The sequence below is a fragment of the Streptomyces sp. NPDC008079 genome, assembly GCF_042957385.1.
GTDB lineage: Bacteria > Actinomycetota > Actinomycetes > Streptomycetales > Streptomycetaceae > Actinacidiphila.
Window position 1 is genome coordinate 566,693 of sequence record NZ_JBIBIC010000001.1, and the last position, 18,240, is coordinate 584,932.

General features: G+C 72.8%; 13 protein-coding genes. 6 read left to right on the forward strand and 7 right to left on the reverse strand.

The window, feature by feature from the left end; genetic code table 11:
• Window positions 1-35: 35 nt before the first annotated feature.
• Window positions 36-1,136, reverse strand: a complete 1,101-nt coding sequence (locus ACFZAM_RS02365) for a LacI family DNA-binding transcriptional regulator (protein WP_355336624.1) — start codon at window positions 1,134-1,136, stop codon at window positions 36-38.
• Between the two features lie 325 nt (window positions 1,137-1,461).
• On the opposite strand from ACFZAM_RS02365, the gene hisC reads away from it, so the two are divergent.
• From hisC to ACFZAM_RS02390, 5 genes are all read left to right on the forward strand, one after another.
• Window positions 1,462-2,547, forward strand: coding sequence for a histidinol-phosphate transaminase (gene hisC / locus ACFZAM_RS02370; RefSeq protein ID WP_391042088.1), 1,086 nt, complete (start codon window positions 1,462-1,464; stop codon window positions 2,545-2,547).
• 180 nt (window positions 2,548-2,727) lie between these two features.
• Window positions 2,728-4,230 carry a cytochrome ubiquinol oxidase subunit I gene (locus ACFZAM_RS02375; RefSeq protein ID WP_391043491.1) on the forward strand — a complete coding sequence of 501 codons (1,503 nt, stop codon included), beginning with the start codon at window positions 2,728-2,730 and terminating at the stop codon, window positions 4,228-4,230.
• An 85-nt stretch (window positions 4,231-4,315) separates the two neighbouring features.
• Window positions 4,316-5,326 (forward strand): cytochrome d ubiquinol oxidase subunit II, encoded by a 1,011-nt coding sequence (cydB, locus tag ACFZAM_RS02380; RefSeq protein WP_391042090.1) that lies wholly within the window; start codon window positions 4,316-4,318, stop codon window positions 5,324-5,326.
• 79 nt (window positions 5,327-5,405) lie between these two features.
• Complete coding sequence (gene cydD / locus ACFZAM_RS02385) at window positions 5,406-9,032, forward strand: thiol reductant ABC exporter subunit CydD (RefSeq protein ID WP_391042091.1); 3,627 nt, start codon at window positions 5,406-5,408, stop codon at window positions 9,030-9,032.
• 36 nt (window positions 9,033-9,068) lie between these two features.
• A complete protein-coding gene (locus ACFZAM_RS02390; RefSeq protein WP_391042093.1) occupies window positions 9,069-10,928 on the forward strand; it encodes a GAF domain-containing protein in 1,860 nt (619 codons plus the stop codon).
• Between the two features lie 37 nt (window positions 10,929-10,965).
• Here the strand turns inward: ACFZAM_RS02390 and ACFZAM_RS02395 are convergent, their stop codons facing one another.
• Complete coding sequence (locus ACFZAM_RS02395; protein ID WP_391042094.1) at window positions 10,966-11,877, reverse strand: Cof-type HAD-IIB family hydrolase; 912 nt, start codon at window positions 11,875-11,877, stop codon at window positions 10,966-10,968.
• A 400-nt stretch (window positions 11,878-12,277) separates the two neighbouring features.
• Window positions 12,278-12,721, reverse strand: coding sequence for a DUF6344 domain-containing protein (locus tag ACFZAM_RS02400; protein ID WP_391042096.1), 444 nt, complete (start codon window positions 12,719-12,721; stop codon window positions 12,278-12,280).
• Between the two features lie 190 nt (window positions 12,722-12,911).
• On the opposite strand from ACFZAM_RS02400, the gene ACFZAM_RS02405 reads away from it, so the two are divergent.
• Window positions 12,912-13,823, forward strand: a complete 912-nt coding sequence (locus ACFZAM_RS02405) for an amidohydrolase family protein (protein WP_391042097.1) — start codon at window positions 12,912-12,914, stop codon at window positions 13,821-13,823.
• On the opposite strand, the gene ACFZAM_RS02410 is transcribed toward ACFZAM_RS02405, so the two are convergent.
• The 4 genes from ACFZAM_RS02410 to ACFZAM_RS02425 all read right to left on the reverse strand — a co-directional run bounded on the left by ACFZAM_RS02410 (window position 13,820) and on the right by ACFZAM_RS02425 (window position 18,163).
• A complete protein-coding gene (locus ACFZAM_RS02410) occupies window positions 13,820-14,488 on the reverse strand; it encodes a TetR family transcriptional regulator (RefSeq protein WP_391042099.1) in 669 nt (222 codons plus the stop codon). The genes ACFZAM_RS02405 and ACFZAM_RS02410 overlap by 4 nt on opposite strands.
• Window positions 14,485-15,999 (reverse strand): MFS transporter, encoded by a 1,515-nt coding sequence (locus tag ACFZAM_RS02415; protein WP_391042100.1) that lies wholly within the window; start codon window positions 15,997-15,999, stop codon window positions 14,485-14,487. Before ACFZAM_RS02415 ends, ACFZAM_RS02410 begins: the two co-directional genes overlap by 4 nt.
• 224 nt (window positions 16,000-16,223) lie before the next feature.
• A complete protein-coding gene (locus ACFZAM_RS02420) occupies window positions 16,224-17,114 on the reverse strand; it encodes a TauD/TfdA family dioxygenase (protein WP_391043494.1) in 891 nt (296 codons plus the stop codon).
• A 293-nt stretch (window positions 17,115-17,407) separates the two neighbouring features.
• Complete coding sequence (locus ACFZAM_RS02425; RefSeq protein ID WP_391043497.1) at window positions 17,408-18,163, reverse strand: ATP-binding cassette domain-containing protein; 756 nt, start codon at window positions 18,161-18,163, stop codon at window positions 17,408-17,410.
• Window positions 18,164-18,240 lie beyond the last annotated feature (77 nt).

The following is an 18,240-nucleotide window of genomic DNA, read 5'->3' on the forward strand; positions in this document are numbered from 1 at the left end:
CCGGCGGAGCCCTCCGGCCGGACGGCCGCTCTTCCTCAGCCGCCCGCGGGCCCCCGCGGATGACTGACCGTCGTGCGGTGCGCGCGCCGTTGCGAAGAGGTGCGGACGATCAACTCGGTCGGCATCACCTGCTGTACGGGATGCGCGCCGCCGACGCCCTCGATGGCGTCGATGAGCAACTGCACGACCGCCGTACCGATCCGCCGCGGTTTCAGCGACAGCGTGGTGATCGGCGGTTCGGTGCTGGCGTAGACGGTGCTCTCGCTACAGCAGACCAGCAGCAGGTCGTCGGGCACGCGCAGGCCGTAACGGCGGGCGGCGGCCAGCAGATCGGTGCCGTTGGGGTCGAAGAGCCCGTAGACGGCGTCGGGGCGGTCGGGCCGCGCCAGTAAGCGGTCGGCGGCGACCGCGCCCGCCCGCGGGTCGTGCGCGGGATACGACTCGTAGACCGGCTCCTGGCCGACCCGCTCGCACCACTCCAGATACGCGGTGGTGGACAGCCGGGTGTACGTGTCGGTGGTGGTGCCGGTGAGCAGGCCGATCCGGCGGGCGCCCGCGGCGGCGAGGTGGTCGAGGATGCCGAGGACGGCGGCCTCGTGGTCGTTGTCGACCCAGGCGTGCACGGGCACGCTGCCCGCCGGGCGGCCGTCGCTGACCACCGGGACGCCCTGCCGGACCAGTTCGGCGACCAGCGGGTCGTGGTCGGAGGGATCGATGACGACGGTGCCGTCCAGCGCCACGTTCCCCCACACGTCGTGCCGGGAGGAGGCGGGCAGGATGACCAGGGCGTAGCCGCGGGCCAGGGCGGCGGAGGTGGCGGCCCTGGCCATCTCCGCGAAGTACGCGAATTCGGTGAAGGTGAACGGTTCTTCGCCGTAGGTCGTCACGGTCAGGCCGATCAGGCCCGATCTGCCGGTGCGCAGTGTGCGGGCGGCGGCGGACGGGCGGTAGCCCAGCCGGTCGGCGACCTCGCGCACATGGCGGCGGGTGGCGTCGGGCAGTCGGCCCTTGCCGTTGAGTGCGTCGGAGACAGTCGTGATCGAGACTCCGGCGGCGGCGGCGACGTCCCTGATGCCCGCCCGCTCAAGCCGGCGTCCGATGGGCCGGCTCGCCTGGTGGTTCCCTGCTGCTGTCATGGCCTGCCGATATTAGGACGGCGCTGGTCCGGTCGGCGCCTGCCGTTTCTACCCCCCAGAAGATAGGTTTCTGCAAGATCGAACCCCGTATGCAAGGTGGAATATGCAGGCGGCAGGGCGTGCCTTGTGGGTGATACCGGCGCGGGTGCGGCCGATGCCCGTCCATTGGTCCACCGATAGGAGTGACGTCAACTCACTCCTACGAGGGACGCGGGGTGCCTTTTTTTGGCCGCCTTCTCCCCTCCGGCGGCTTAGACCCGGTATCGACAGTCGATCGCGGGTACCGCACCTCCACAGGGGGCGCGGGCACTCGTAGGGTGTGGCCATGACCCCCAAGCTGCGCGCGGAACTGGACGGCATCCCCACGTACAAGCCCGGGCGACCCCCGGCCGTGGACGAGAGCGGTGCCCAGGCCGGGCCCGCCTTCAAGCTGTCCTCCAACGAGAACCCGTACCCTCCGCTGCCCGGTGTGCTGGAGGCGGCCACCGCCGCCGCGGCCACGTTCAACCGCTATCCCGACCTGGCCTGCTCGGCGCTGACCGCCGAGCTGGCGGGACGTTTCGGCGTGCCCGAGGCACACGTGGCGACCGGCACCGGCTCGGTCGGCGTGGCCCAGCAGTTGCTTCAGTCGACCTCGGGCCCCGGCGACGAGGTGATCTACGCCTGGCGGTCCTTCGAGGCGTATCCGATCATCACCCGGATCAGCGGCGCGCTGCCGGTGCAGGTGCCGCTGGACGCGGACGAGGTGCACGACCTGGACGCGATGGCGGCGGCGGTCACCGACCGCACGCGGCTGATCTTCGTCTGCAATCCCAACAATCCGACCGGCACGGTGGTGCGCCGGGCCGAGCTGGAACGATTCCTCGACCGGGTGCCGTCCGACATCCTGGTGGTGCTGGACGAGGCGTACCGCGAATTCATCACCGACCCCGATGTTCCCGATGGAATCGATCTGTACCGGGACCGTCCGAATGTGGCGGTGCTGCGGACCTTCTCCAAGGCGTACGGCCTGGCGGGCCTGCGGATCGGCTTCGCGGTGGCGCACGAGCCGGTGGCGTCGGCGCTGCGCAAGACGGCGGTGCCCTTCGGCGTGAGCCAGCTCGCGCAGGACGCGGCGGTCGCCAGCCTGCGCGCGGAGCCGGCGCTGCTGGAGCGGGTCGCGGGCCTGGTCACCGAGCGGACCCGGGTGGTCGAGGCGCTGACCGCGCAGGGCTGGACGGTGCCCGAGACGCAGGCCAACTTCGTCTGGCTGCGGCTGGGGGAGCGCACCACGGACTTCGCGGCGGCGGCCGAGCGGGCCGGCACCACCGTCCGACCCTTCGCGGGCGAGGGCGTACGGATCACCATCGGCGAGACCGAGGCCAACGATCTGCTGCTGCGGACCGCCGAAAGCTTCCGCAAGGAGCTGTGACGCGGCGGCGCGCCCGTCGGCGCGATCCCCCGAAACCCACTCCCACCTGCGCTTTCGCCCCTTGCGACCCCCCGGTTGCAGGGGGCGAACTGCTGTGCGTAATACTGAGCTTGTGAATGTATTCACGTTCACAAGCTGATCGGGTTGTAGGAGAAAAGGAGACGGATCGTGCAACTCGCAATGGGTCCACTGGACGTCGCCCGATGGCAGTTCGGCATCACGACCGTCTACCACTTCCTCTTCGTGCCGCTGACGATCTCGCTGTCCGCGCTCACGGCCGGACTCCAGACCGCGTGGGTGCGCAGCGGCAACGAGAAGTACCTGAGGGCCACCAAGTTCTGGGGCAAGCTCTTCCTGATCAACATCGCCATGGGCGTGGTGACGGGCATCGTCCAGGAGTTCCAGTTCGGCATGAACTGGTCGGACTACTCGCGCTTCGTCGGCGACATCTTCGGCGCCCCGCTCGCCTTCGAGGCACTGATCGCCTTCTTCTTCGAGTCCACCTTCATCGGCCTGTGGATCTTCGGCTGGGACAAGCTGCCGAAGAAGATCCACCTCGCCTGCATCTGGATGGTCTCGATCGGGACGATCCTGTCCGCGTACTTCATCCTGGCCGCCAACTCCTGGATGCAGCACCCGGTCGGCTACCGCTACAACCCGACGACCAAGCGCGCGGAACTCACCGACTTCTGGGCGGTGCTCACCCAGGACACCGCGCTGGCGCAGTTCTTCCACACCATGTCCGCCGCCTTCCTCACCGGCGCCGCGTTCATGATCGGGATCGCCGCCTACCACCTGGCCCGTAAGCAGCACATCTCCGTGATGCGCTCCTCGCTGCGCCTCGCCCTGGTCGTCGCCGTCGTCGCGGGCGCGCTCACCGCGATCAGCGGCGACACCCTCGGCAAGGTCATGTTCAAGCAGCAGCCGATGAAGATGGCCGCCGCCGAGGCGCTGTGGGACGGCCAGAAGGGCGCGCCCTTCTCGATCTTCGCGGTCGGCGACGTCAACAAGGGCCACAACAAGGTGGCCATAGACATTCCGAACCTGCTGTCCTTCCTGGCCACCGACAACTTCAACGCCTACGTGGGCGGCATCAACGACGTCAACAAGGAAGAGCAGGCGAAGTACGGCCCCGGCGACTACCGGCCCAACATCCCCGTCGCCTACTGGGGCTTCCGCTGGATGATCGGCTTCGGCGTCGTCTCGATCGGCGTCGGCGCGGCCGGCCTGTGGCTCACCCGCCGCAAGTTCTGGCTCGCGCCCGCGCACCGCACCGGCGACGACGAGGTCCCGCACCTGATGCTCACCAGGAACGGGCAGATCGGCCCCCGGCTCACGCGCTGGTACTGGTGGATCGCCCTGTGGACCATGGCCTTCCCGCTGATCGCCAACTCCTGGGGCTGGATCTTCACCGAGACCGGCCGCCAGCCCTGGGTGGTCTACGGCGTGCTGCGCACCCGCGACGCGGTCTCCCCCACGGTCTCCACCGGCGAGGTCTTCACCTCCCTGATCGTCTTCACCCTCCTCTACGCGGCTCTCGCCGTCGTCGAGGTGCGGCTGCTCCTGAAGTACGCCAAGGCGGGGCCGCCGGAGCTCACCGACGACGACCGCCGCTCCCCCACCCGGATCGGCGGCGACGACGACGGCGCGGACGCCGACCGCCCGATGGCCTTCTCGTACTGAGCGTCCGTACCGACTGTTCCGTACCGACTGTTCCGTACCGACTGATCCGTACCGACTGTTCCGTACCGACTGAGAGGAGTGCGACATGCATCTGCACGACGTCTGGTTCGTCCTCATCGCGGTCCTGTGGACCGGCTACTTCTTCCTTGAGGGCTTCGACTTCGGGATCGGCGTCCTGACCAAGCTGCTGGCCCGCGACCGTACCGAGAAGCGGGTCCTGATCAACACCATCGGCCCGGTCTGGGACGGCAACGAGGTGTGGCTGCTCACGGCGGGCGGCGCGACCTTCGCGGCCTTCCCCGATTGGTACGCCACCCTCTTCTCCGGCTTCTACCTGCCGCTGCTGATCATCCTGGTCTGCCTGATCGTGCGCGGCGTCGCCTTCGAGTACCGCGCCAAGCGCGACGACGAGCGCTGGCAGCGCAACTGGGAGAACGCGATCTTCTGGACCTCCCTGGTCCCGGCGCTGCTCTGGGGCGTCGCTTTCGCGAACATCGTGCGGGGCGTGAAGATCGACGCGAACAAGGAGTACGTCGGCAACTTCTGGGACCTGCTCAACGGGTACTCGATCCTCGGCGGACTCGTCACCCTGAGCCTCTTCACCTTCCACGGCGCCGTCTTCGCCTCGCTCAAGACCCTCGGCGACATCCGCGACCGGGCCCGCGCGCTGGCCACCCGCGTCGGCGTGCTCACCGCGCTCCTCGCGCTGGCCTTCCTGATCTGGACCCAGGCCGCGCACGGCGACGGCCGCAGCCTGCCCGCGTTGATCGTCGCCGTCGTCGCCCTGGCCGGGGCCCTCGGCGCCAATCTCGCGGGACGCGAGGGCTGGTCGTTCGCGCTGTCCGGCGTCACGGTCGCGGCGACCATCGCCATGTTCTTCCTGACGCTCTTCCCCGACGTCATGCCGTCCTCGCTGAACGACGCCTGGAGCCTGACCGTCACCAACGCCTCCTCCACGCCGTACACGCTGCGGATCATGACGTGGTGCGCGGGCATCGCCACGCCCCTCGTCCTGCTCTACCAGGGCTGGACGTACTGGGTCTTCCGCAAGCGCATCGGCACCCAGCACATCGCGGGCGCGGCGACCGGTCACTGACGCGACCGATCACTGACGCGACCGATCACTGAGGGCCGATCACTGACAGCCGGTCACTGACCGAAGGGAGATGTTCCACGTGAAACCTGTCGATCCGCGACTGCTGCGGTACGCGCGTACGACCCGGGTCTTCCTCGCCGGGGCGGTGCTGCTCGGGCTGGCCGGGGCGGGGCTGATCATCGCCCAGGCGGTGCTGATCGCCGATGTGGTGGTCGGCGGGTTCCGGGACGGGGAGGGTGTCGGGGAGCTGCGCGGGACGCTCGCGTGGCTGGTGGCGGTCGCCGTCGGGCGGGCGCTGGTCGGCTGGCTCACCGAGCTGTGCGCGCACCGGGCGGGGGCGGCGGTGAAGTCGCAGCTGCGCGGGCAGCTGCTGGAGCGGGCCACCGCGCTGGGCCCCGGCTGGCTGACCGGGCGGCGCAGCGGTGAGCTGACCACGCTCGCCACCCGCGGGATCGACGCGCTGGACGACTACTTCTCGCGGTATCTGCCGCAGCTCGGTCTCGCGGTGGTCGTGCCCGCGGTCGTGCTGGCCCGGATCGTCACCGCCGACTGGATCTCGGCCGCCACCATCGCGGTGACGCTGCCGCTGATCCCGCTGTTCATGGTGCTGGTCGGCTGGGCGACCCGCGAGCGGATGGACCGGCAGTGGAAGCTGCTGGCCCGGCTGTCCGGGCACTTCCTCGACGTCGTCGCGGGGCTGCCCACGCTCAAGGTCTTCGGCCGGGCCAAGGCGCAGGCCGACAACATCCGCGCCATCACCGGCGAGTACCGGCGGGCCACGCTCAAGACGCTGCGGATCGCGTTCCTGTCCTCCTTCGTCCTCGAACTGCTCGCCACCATCTCCGTCGCGCTGGTCGCGGTCGGGATCGGCATGCGGCTCGTCCACGGCGAGCTGTCCCTGCGGACGGGCCTGCTGGTGCTGATTCTCGCGCCCGAGGCGTATCTGCCGCTGCGGCAGGTGGGCGCGCAGTACCACGCGGCGGCCGAGGGGCTGGCGGCGGCGGAGCAGGTCTTCGAGGTGCTGGAGACCTCGCCGCGGACCGGGGCGGGTGCGGTACGGGAGCTGGCCGCCGCGCCGGATCCGCGGGATGCTGCGATCACGGTCGAGGGGCTGGTCGTACGGGAGGGCGGGTCGCTGGCCGCGACGACGTTCACCCTCGCGCCGGGTGAGACGGTGGCCGTCACCGGGCCCAGCGGGGCCGGGAAGACGACCCTGCTCAACGCGCTGCTCGGCTTCGTTCCCGCTGCCGAGGGGCGGATTCTGGTCGGCGACACCGACCTCGCCGCGATCGACCCGGCCGACTGGCACCGCTGGATCGCCTGGGTCCCCCAGCACCCGCACCTGTTCGCCGGGACCGTCGCCGACAACGTACGGCTCGCCCGGCCCGACGCCGACGACGCCGCCGTACGTACCGCGCTCGCCGACGCCGACGCGCTCTCCTTCGTCTCCCCCGCCACCGTCCTCACCGAGGACGGCGCGAACCTCTCCGCGGGTCAGCGCCAGCGCATCGCCCTGGCCCGCGCCTTCCTCGCCGACCGCCCCCTGCTTCTCCTCGACGAGCCCACCGCCAACCTCGACGGCGCCACCGAGGCCGAGATCGTCACGACCCTCCACCGCCTCGCCGCCACCCGCACCGTCCTCCTCATCGCCCACCGCCCCGCCCTCCTCCCCCTCGCCACGAAAGTCCTCTCCCTCCGGCCGCCCCGCATCTCCGCCGTCGACGGCGATCCGACCGCGGCGGGGGACGGGGCGTCTGCGGCGACGGGCCGGGTGCCTGGCGGCACGGTGGTCTCCGTGGGGGACGTCACCCCGTCCGAGCCCACGCCTGTCGCGGCGGCGGCTCGTGCGGCCGCGACGGCGGATGGCGGGGTTCTCTGGCGGGTGGGGCTGCGGGTGCGGCGGGCGGCTGTGGGGGTGGTGGGGCGGTCCGGGCCGGAGGCGCTTCGCGTTCGTGGTGGCGGCGCGCGGGGGCGGTTCGTGGGGGCCGTCGGGCTGGGGGCGGCGGCGTTGCTGTCGGCCGTGGGGCTCATGGCGACGTCGGGGTGGCTGATCAGCCGGGCGTCGCAGCAGCCGCCGGTGCTGTATCTGATGGTGGCCGTGACGGCGACGCGGGCGTTCGGGATCGGGCGGGCCGTGTTTCGTTACGGCGAGCGGCTGGTGGCGCACGACGCGGTGTTCCGGGCGCTGGCCGGGGTGCGGGTGGCGGTGTTCCGGCGGCTGGAGCGGCTGGCGCCCGCGGGACTCGGCGGGACGCGCCGCGGTGACCTGCTCTCGCGCCTGGTCGCGGACGTGGACGCCGTCCAGGACCACTACCTGCGGTGGCTGCTGCCCGCGCTGACCGGCGGCCTCGTGTCCGTGGCGACCGCGGCCTTCACCGGCTGGCTGCTGCCCGCCGCCGGGCTGATCCTGGCCTGCGGGCTGCTCGCCGCGGGCGTGGCCGTCCCCGCGCTGTCGGCCGCCGTCGCCCGCCGCACCGAGGCGCGCCTCGCGCCCGCCAGGGGCGAACTGTCCGCCCGCGTCCTCGGCCTGTTCACCGGCACCGCCGAACTGACCGTGGCGGGCGCCCTCCCGCGCCGCCGCGCCGACGCGGCGCGCGCCGACCGTACGCTCACCCGGATCGCGGCCCGTTCGGCCGCCGCGACCGCGCTCGGCGCCGGACTGACCGCGCTGGTCAGCGGGGTGACGGTGACGGCGTGCGCGTACGTCGGCGTCCGGGCCGTCAGCGGCCACCACCTCCAGGGCGTCGCGCTGGCCGTGCTCGTGCTGACGCCGCTGGCCGCCTTCGAGGCCGTCGCCGGGATGCCGCTCGCGGCCCAGCAACGGCAGCGGAGCCGGCGCTCGGCGGCGCGGGTGAGCGAGGTGCTGGACGCGCCGCTGCCCGTACGCGAGCCGGAGCGGCCCGCGACCCCGCCCTCGTCACCGTTCCCGCTGGTCGTACGGGAGGTGACGGCCCGCCACCCGGGCCAGGACGCACCGGCGCTGGACGGCGTCGGCCTCACCCTCACCGAGGGCCGCAGGATCGCGGTCGTCGGCGCCTCGGGCGCGGGCAAGACGACCCTCGCCCACGTACTGCTGCGGTTCCTGGACACCGAGTCGGGCACGTACACGCTGGCGGGGCAGGACGCGGCGGGCCTGGACGGCGACGACGTACGCCGCCTCGTCGGCCTGTGCGCCCAGGACGCGCACGTCTTCGACAGCACCGTCCGGGAGAATCTGCGGCTCGCCCGCCCCGGCGCGGACGACGGCGAACTCCGGGAGGCGCTGGCCGCCGCCCGGCTGGACATCGACCTGGACACCCTCGTCGGCGAACACGGCGCCCGGCTGTCCGGCGGCATGCGCCAGCGCCTGGCCCTGGCCCGCGCGCTGCTCGCCCGTTTCCCCGTCCTCGTCCTGGACGAGCCCGCGGAACACCTCGACCTGGCCACCGCCGACGCCCTGACCGCCGATCTGCTGGCTGCCACGCGCGGCCGTACGACGCTGCTGATCACCCACCGGCTGGCCGGTCTCGCGGGCGGCGCGGTCGACGAGATCGTGGTGCTGGAGCGGGGACGGGTCGTGCAGCGCGGCGGCTACGAGGAACTGGCGGCGGCCGAGGGGCCGTTCCGCCGCACCCTGGAGCGGGAACGGCTCGCGGACACGGCTCTGGCGGGGGCCACGGCCGCCGCCTCGGGACCGCGTTCGCTCGTGGGCACGGGCACCGCCTGACTTTCCCGGACATACGCCACCAAATAACCTCGGCTCATGGCCTCAGACAGTGAGACGCCCGGCGGGACGCCCGCGGAAGCGCGCCAGGAGACGGCCGGGGCGGCCCCGAACGACGAGGACGCCCCGGCATACGCCCCGGCCTACGGCGCGGCACCCCCCGCGGGACCGACCTCCTCCGGAGACGCTCCGGGCGACGGGGAGACCCCCGAGCCGACCACCCTCAGCTTCCAGGGCATCGCCTCCCAGATCACCGTCCGGCTGCCGGAACTGCTGGAAGCGGTCGTCTCGGTCGGCACCGGCATCGAGCTGCACACCACGCTGCGCCGCATCGTGGAGACGGCGGCCGAGCTGGCCGGGGCGCGTTACGCCGCGCTCGGCGTCCTCGACGCGGACGGCTCGGGACTCGCGGACTTCATCACGTACGGGATCAACGAGGCCGACGCCGAGCGGATGGGCGCGCTGCCCGACGGCCACACCGGGCTGCTCGGCGAGCTGATCCGGCACCCGGTGCCGCTGCGGCTGGCCCACCTGTCGGACGACGCCCGCGCGGTGGGCCTGCCGCCCGGCCATCCGCCGATGAGCAGCTTCCTGGGCGTCCCGATCCGCGTCCACACCGAGATCTTCGGCAATCTCTACCTCACCGAGAAGCGCGGCGGCCGTCCGTTCACCGACGAGGACACCGCCATGCTGCGCATCCTCGCCATGGAGGCCGGGATCGCGATCGGCAACGCCCGGCAGTACGAGGCCACCCGGCAGCGCGAGCACTGGATCAGCGGCGCCGCCGCCGTCACCACGGCCCTGCTCACCGGGGACGGCACCAGCGACGCGCTCGACGTCGTCGCGGTGTGGGCCCGCAAGCTCGCCGAGTCCGCCGCCGCGCTGGTCATGCTGCCGAGCCTCGACGAGAACGGGGCCGGGGACGGCGGCCTCGAGGTCGTCGCGGCCTCCGCCGCCGAGCCGGCCGGCATGGTCGGCACCGTCATCCCGCCGCAGAATCCGATCGCGGCCCAACTCCTCAACGGCGAGGCCGTCTTCGTGGCGGACGCCGCCTCCGACCCGCGCACCACCACGCGGCTGGCGGAACGCTTCGGGCCGACCATGATGCTCCCGTTGCGGAGCAACGACTGTGTCATCGGCATCCTCGCGCTGCCGCGCGAGCCCGGCGGCCGTCCGTTCACCGAGGCCGAACGCGTACTGGCCACCCAGTTCGCCGCCCAGGCCGCGCTCGCCCTCGTCCTGGCCGACGTGCAGCGCGACCGCGAACGCCTCGCCGTCTACAAGGACCGCGACCGTATCGCCCGCGACCTGCACGACCTCGTCATCCAGCGGCTCTTCGCCACCGGCATGATGCTGGAGGGCGCGGGGCGCAGGGCCCGTACGCCCGAGGTGCGCGAGGGCATCGGCCACGCCGTCGACGAACTCGACGCCACCATCCAGGAGGTGCGCACCGCCGTCTACGCCCTCCAGCAGGCGCCCGACGACGCCCCCTCAGGACTGCGCGCCCGCGTCCTGCGCGAGGTCGGCACCGCCGCCGTCCCGCTCGGCTTCCAGCCGTCCGTACGTTTCATCGGACCGGTCGACGCGCTGGTGGGCGAGCCCACCGCCAAGAACCTCGTCGCGGCGCTGCGCGAAGTCCTCTCCAACGCCTTCCGGCACGCCCGCGCCTCGCGCATCGACATCACCCTCGACGCCACCGCCACCCTTCCCGACGGCGGCGACGCGGTCCGCCTGACCGCCACCGACGACGGCGTCGGCATCCCCCCGGCCGGCCGCCGCAGCGGCCTGCGCAATCTCTCCCGCCGCGCCCAATCGCTGGGCGGATCGAGCCAGTTCGGGCCGGGCCCCGAGGGCGCGGGCACGACGGTGCGGTGGGAGGCGCCGCTGCGTACGGACTGACTGGGCGGAGCGGTGCGACTGGCCGTCCCCGTACGGGCTAGGGCCTGTCCGCGTGCCGGGCGGCGATGATCCGCTCGATGACGCGGGCGACCCCGTCGTCGTTGTTGGACTCGGTACGGTGCGTGGTCGTGGCCAGGACGCGGGGATGGGCGTTCGCGACGGCGTACGACGTACCGGCCCATCCGAGCATCGCGAGGTCGTTCGGCATGTCGCCGAAGGCGACGACCTCGGCGGCGGACACCCCGCGCTCGGCGCAACATCGCGCCAGCGTCGTGGCCTTGCTGACGCCCTCGCCGCTGATCTCCAGCAGCGCGCTGTCGCTGGACCGGGTGATCTCGCCGTGCTGCCCCGCCACGCTCAGCCCGATGGCGAGGAATTCGTCCGGGTCGATGGACGGGTGCTTGGCGAGCAGCTTCAGCAGCGGCTGGCGCGGGTCGCGCACGGCGAGCAGTTCCTCGATCGGGGCCGTGGGGCCGAAGTCCGGCTCGATGACGCGGGGGTAGTCCGGCTCGCGGTAGAAGGTGTCGGCGCGTTCGACGGCGAAGGTCGTGCCGGGCACGGCGGCGCGCAGCGCGTGCGCGACGGCGAGGGCGTCGTCCTCCGGCAGCGGGAACGCCTCGATCAACTCGCCTTTGTGCAGGTCCCAGACGGAGGCGCCGTTGGCCAGGATGGCCATGCCGTGCCCCGCGAGGTGGGCCGCGACGGTGTCCATCCAGCGTGCGGGGCGTCCGGTGACGAAGAAGACCTCGATGCCCGCGGCCTCGGCGTCGGCGAGCGCCGCGACCGTACGCGGGGACACCGTCTTGTCGTCGCGCAGCAGCGTGCCGTCCAGGTCGGTGGCGATCAGCCGCGGCGGAGGGGCGGTGTAGGAGGCGGCGGACGACACGTCCGCTGATCGATGCTGCCCGCTGGGCTCATTGGCTGAGGTCACGGGCCCATCCTTGCGCATCCTTGCCCCGCCCGCACAAAGGTGCGGATACCCGCTCAGCCGAGCCCGTTTCGGCCGCGATTCCGGCTTGATCCCATCGCTCCCGGGGGCGTCACAGGGGCGCGGGTCACGCGATCACGGCAGGGGTACGGGCTGACGGACTGGCAGCGGATACGGCTGACGGTACGACTGGCTGGTGCGGCCGCCGGCGCGGCTGCTGGTGCGGCTGCTGGTGCGACGAGGGTGAGCGCTGCGCTTGTGGGGCGCAGAAATCTGTGGGGTTGGTGCGGTGCTGGTCGTACAAGAAGCTTGTACGGAAGGGGAGTTCGTGCGGGGACTGCGTCCCGGGAAGTTCCTGCGGGATCTCCGTGCGGGATCTCCGTGCGGGGACCACGTACGGGATCTAGGTACGCGGTCCGGCTCAGCGGACGAGCACCGCTTCGTCCGCGGTGCTGGTCAGGGCGTGGTCCGCGAGGGCCGGACTGGCGGGGTACGGCAGGGCCTCGCCGGTGTCCGGAGCGATGCTGCGGGCGGAGGGGGAGGAGCCGTGCGCCTCGGCCCTGATGCGCTGCTTCATCGTGGGCGGCAGCGAGCGGCTGCTGGGGCGCGGGGCCGGCAGCAGTGCGGCGCAGGACGGTGTCCTGGTGGGGGTCGGCGTGGCGCGCGTACCGTTCGCCGCGGCGACGGCCGCGGCCGGGACGGTGGCGGCCGGGACGGCGGCGGCCTGGGCGGCGGCGGCCTGGGCGGCGGCGGTGTGGACGCGGGCGGTGCGGGCCGGAGTGGCGAAGCCGAGCCCGGCGACGAGCTTGAGGAGCACGCCGACGAAGGCGCTCCAGAAGGCGGTGACGTTCTTGAAGACGTTCATGACCTCTCGATTCCTTGGTGCGGAAATCTGACTTCTCCGATCATGAGGAAGACGGCACGGAATCGTGGGAGCCGCACCCCGGATTCGCGGATATACACATAAACGCCACTCATTCGGACCAAGGGGGTCCTGTGCCGCCCCGCACCGACGGGGCCGCGGCCGGTCCTGAGGCGCTGGATAAGGTGGCGGCGTGTCCCCTCCCGAGGAGCCGCCCCGGCGCGGCGAACAGGCCGAGGTCGCCGCGTTCCGCCAGGCCCTGGGCCTCGACGCCCTCATCGACGTGCACACCCACTTCATGCCCGAGCGCGTCATGGCCAAGGTGTGGGCGTACTTCGACGCGGCCGGTCCGCTCGTCGGCCGCGCCTGGCCGATCGCGTACCGCGAGGAGGAGCGGCGGCGTGTCGAGACCCTGCGCGGCTTCGGCGTACGGGCCTTCACCTCGATGCTCTATCCGCACAAGCCCGGCATGGCGCGTTGGCTGAACGACTGGGCCGCCGACTTCGCCGCCCGCACCCCGGACTGCCTGCACACCGCGACGTTCTTCGCCGAGCCCGGCGCCCCCGACGACGTACGCCGCGCCCTCGCCCAGGGTGCGCGCGTCTTCAAGTGCCACCTCCAGGTCGGCGGCTACGACCCCAACGACCCGCTGCTCGACGACGTCTGGGGCCTGCTCGCCGACACCGGCGTTCCCGTCGTCACCCACTGCGGCTCCGGCCCGGTCCCCGGCCCCTTCACCGGCCCCGCCCCCGTCGCCGCCCTGCTCGCCAGGCATCCGCGGCTGCGGCTCGTCGTCGCCCACCTGGGAATGCCGGAGTACGAGGACTTCCTCGGCCTCGCCGAGCGGCACGAGCGGGTCCTGCTCGACACCACCATGGCCTTCACCGACTTCAGCGAGTCGGCCGCCCCCTTCCCGCCCGCGGCCCTGCCCCGCCTGTCCGCCCTCGCCGACCGCGTCCTGCTCGGCACGGACTTCCCCAACATCCCCTATTCCTACGCCCACGCCCTCCACGCCCTGGAATCCACCGGCCTCGGCGCCGCCTGGCTCCGCGCCGTCTGCCACGACAACGCCGCCCGCCTCTTCGCCCTCCCGGCCCTCCCCTAGCGGGCGGAGTCGGGGTCAGGGGCCGGGTCCGGGGCGGAGTCGGGGTCCGGGGCGGAGTCCGGGTCGGGGTCCGGGCTCGGGTCTTGGGGGGTCAGCATCTGGAGGAGGAGGGTGCGGAGCTCGGCGTCGGGGAGGGCGGGGAGGCGGGTGAAGGCGCCGGAGCCGCGGGCCAGGACGACGCCGATGAAGGCGGCGGCGATGAGTTCGGCGCGCAGGGCGGGGTCGGGGGTGCCCTCTGCGAGCAGGCGCCGGTGGAGGGGGTCCACGACACGGCGGTGCAGCTCCGCGCGGGTGGCCTGCTGACCGGCCGGGTCCTCGTGGGGGCGGACGGCGACCTGGTAGACGGGGTTGGGGCCGTGGCGCCGGGTGCGGTCGAGGATGGTCGCCAGACGGTCGGGGTCGAGGAGGTCGACGATGTCGTCCGGGCCGTCGTTGGTGCGCAGCGTGGCGATGTAGAGCTGGGCCTTGCCGCCGAAGTAGCGGGCGATCATCGCCGGATCGACCCCGGCGCGGCTGCCGATGGCCCGCGCGGTGGTGCGGTCGTACCCGTGCTCGGCGAACAGCTCGCCCGCGGCCTTCAGCAGGCGATCGCGGCTGCCCGCCGCGTCGCGCCGGTGCTGGGCCGCCCCGGCGGGCCGTTCGTCGGCCGGTGTCGTTCCACTCATTCCGCGGCCGTTCCGTCCAGTTCGTGGAGGTCGTCGTGTTCGCCGGGCCGCGCCCGCACCCGGGGGCGCGCCTGGGCCGCCACCGCGGGCCGTGCCGACGAACCGGGCCGTGCCGACGGACCGGGCCGTGCCGACGAACCGCGTCGGCGCCACGGCACGGCCACCGCCACCACGGCGGCGGCGAGCCAGACGCCGCAGCTCAGCAGCCCCACCGCACTGTACCCACCGGACGTGGGGAACGCCGCGCCTTCCGCGGTGTGCGCTTCGAGCACGGCCGCGCTCAGCGCGCTGCCGACCGCGTAACCGATGTAGCGCAGCACCTGGTTGAAGCTCATGGCGCTGCCCGTCTCGTGCGCGGGCACCGCGCGGACGAGGAAGCCCGGCACGACCGCGAAGATGACCCCGACGCCGAGGCCCGCGACGAACATGACCGCCATGATCTGCGCCATGTTCCCGCGCCATGCGGTGAACAGGGCCATCGCGGCGAGCAGCACCAGGCAGCTCATCGGCAGGACCCGCTGGGGCGAGATCCGGCGGACCAGCACCGGGGTGAGCCGGTTGGCCAGGAAGCTGCCCAGGGAGAACGGCGTCAGGGCGAGACCGGCCACGACCACCGTCCGGCCCAGCCCGTACCCCGTGGTGGCGGGCGTCTGCACCAGCCTGGTGACGGTGGACAGCAGCAGGTACATGCCGACGCCCGCGAGCACCGCCGCGACGCTCGCGGTCAGCACCGCCCGGTCACGTACCAGCCGCAGTGTGACCAGCGGATGATCCGTACGCAGCTCCCACCACACCCAGCCCGCGAAGAGCAGGACGGACGCGGCGATCATGCCGTCCACGCGCGCCGAGGCCCAGCCCCAGCTCTCGCCCTCGCTGATCGCGACCAGCAGCGACGCGGTGGCCACGGCCAGCAGCACCGCGCCGACCCCGTCCAGCCGGACGCGGGCGCGATGCCGCGCGGCCGGGACGACCCACGCGGCGGCGGCCAGGCCGAGCACGCTGACGGCCACGCCGAACCAGTACGCCGCGCGGACGCCGCCGCCCTGCGCGATCAGACCGGTGAGCGGATAGCCCAGGCCCACCCCCGTCACGGCCGTGATCGACAGCAGGGCGATCACCGGAACGGCGCGGGCGGCGGGCAGTACGTCCCTGGCCACGGCGATGGTCAGCGGCGTGAGCCCGAGACCGATGCCCTGGAGGGCGCGGCCGACGAGCAGCGCGGCGAAGCCCAGGGGGAGCGCCGCCAGCACGCAGCCGACGACGACCAGCGCGAGGGTGCCGACGACGACGGTCCTGCGGTGCGGCCCGTCACCGAGCCGCCCCATCACGGGCGTGGCCACCGCCGCCACCAGCTGGGTGATCGTCAGCGACCACTGCGCGTCGGTCACGGACACGTGGTCCATCGAGGCGATGGACGGGATGAGCGGTGCCCCGAGGCTGCCGATCACGGCGGTGACCAGGCATATGAACGCCAGACAGGGCACCAGTGCCCGCGACCGTGCCGACTCCATCGTGCTCCTCGCGCCCGGGTCCTGAGGCACCGTGTGTTGCGTGCGCCCGACAGGGGCGGACCGATGCCTACAGCCGATGTCTACATGTGATGTCTACACCTGATGATAAGCAAAGGTGATCGGCGCGGTCAGCCCCGCCCCCGGGGTTCGGGGCCCGGGGGCGGGGGGCGGGGCGGGTGAGGCGCGGGCGGCGCGGGCCGGAGCGGACTTCCCGGTGCCGCCCGTCAGCCCACGGCTCCTGCTCCTGCTCCGGCTCCTGCTCCGGCTCCGGTTCCTGCTCCTGCGACGGGGCCGACCGGCGTGTCCCCGCTCAACGTGATGCGGTGCATGACGCGGTGCTGGTCGCCGTAGTCGCGGTTGGCGTAGTGGGCGGTGCTGCGGTTGTCCCACAGGGCCACGTCACCGGCGCTCCACCGGTGGCGTACGAGGTGCTCGGGCTTGGTGAGGTGGGCGTAGAGGATGTCGAGCAGCCCCCGGCTCTCGTGGTCCGACACCCCGAGAACGTGCGAGGTGAAGCCCGGGTTGACGAAGAGCCCCTTGCGCCCGCTCTCGGGGTGCACCCGCACCACGGGGTGCTCCACCGGCTTCAGCTCGGTGTACTCCTCTCCCTCCCACACGTTCCCGCGGCCCTTCCTGCGCTGGGCCAGGTAGTACCCGAACTCGCGGGTGCCGTCGTGCACCGCCGTCAGCGAGTCGGCCCACGCCCGCAGCCCCGGCGACAGCGACTCGTAGGCGAGCTGGCTGTCGGCCCATGTCGTGTCGCCGCCGTTGGGCGGCAGCAGCACCGCGCGCAGTACGGAGATCGCCGGCGGGCGCCGTACGAACGTCACGTCCGTGTGCCAGACGTCCGCGAAGCCGTTGTCCTGGCTGTCGACGGCGTACACCTCGGGGGCCACGTCGCCGGAGTCGTGGATCGGGTGCCCGGTGGTGACCTCGCCCAGGCGGCGGCCGAACTCGATCTGCGCCGCGTCGTCGATGTCCTGGCCCCGGACGAAGAGCACCTTGTGCTCCACGAGGGCCGCCCTGATCGCGGTGACCTGGTCGTCGTCCAGCCGGCCGAGGTCGATGCCGTGGATCTCCGCGCCGAAGCGCGGGCCGAGCGGGGTGATCGGCAGACGGGACGCCGTTGAGGACGGGGTCGCCCTCGGCGACGGGGACGGCGTTGACGGCGTTGACGAAGGGGACGGCCTTGACGACGTCGTCGGACGGTCGGCGTCGGTTACGGCGGGCTGCTCGCTGGTGATGCTCACCTGTGGTTCCTCCTCTGTCGCGGATGGTGTGGGTGTCGCGGGTGTCGCGGGTGTCGCGGGTGCCGCGGGTGCCGCGGGTATCGCGGATGTCGCGGATGTCGTCGATACGGAGCGCGGGTGTCGTGGACGGAGAGGTCGTGAGGACCGGGGACCAGGGATCAGGCCGCCGCGGCCTTCACGGTGTGCGCGACCCGGGCGCGCAGCTCGGCGAATTCCTCGCTGTCGCGCAGCGCGTCGGCGTCGATGTCGCCGCGCGGCAGCGGGATCGGCAGGTCGAGGGCCACGGTGCCCGGCCCCTTGGTCAGCACCACGATGCGGGTGCCGAGGAAGACCGCCTCGTCCGCCGAGTGCGTGACGAAGACGGTGGTCCGCCCGGTCTGCGCGGTCACCAGGCGTACGTCCTCCTGGAGCCGTTCGCGGGTCAGCGCGTCGAGCGCCGCGAACGGCTCGTCCAGCAGGAACAGCGGGTGGTCGGCGGCCAGGGCGCGGGCGATGGCGACACGCTGCTGCTGGCCGCCGGAGATCTCCCAGATCCGCCGCTTCTCGGTGCCCTCCAGGCCGACGCGTGCGAGGAGTTCCGCACGGCGCCGGGGCCACTGGTCCCGGTCGACCCCGGCGTAGCGCAGGGCCAGGTCGATGTTGCCCTTCACCGTGCGCCACGGGAAGAGCCGGGGCTGCTGGAACACCACGCCGGCCGCCTTGCCGGGCAGCGGCTCGACGCCCGACACCCGTACCGAGCCGTGGGCGGGCCGCTCGAATCCGGCGATCAGCCGCAGCAGCGTGCTCTTGCCGCAGCCGGACGCGCCGACGAGCACCAGGAACTCGCCCGCGGGCACGGTCAGATCGACCGGTCCCACGGCGGTGACCGCCTCCTCGCCCTTGCCGTACCGGTGGGTGACGCGGTCGAGCGCGATGACCCCGGCGGCGGGTGTGGCGTCGGCACGGTTGGTGTCGGAGCGGGGGGTGTCGGCAGCCGCGGCAGCCTCGGGCC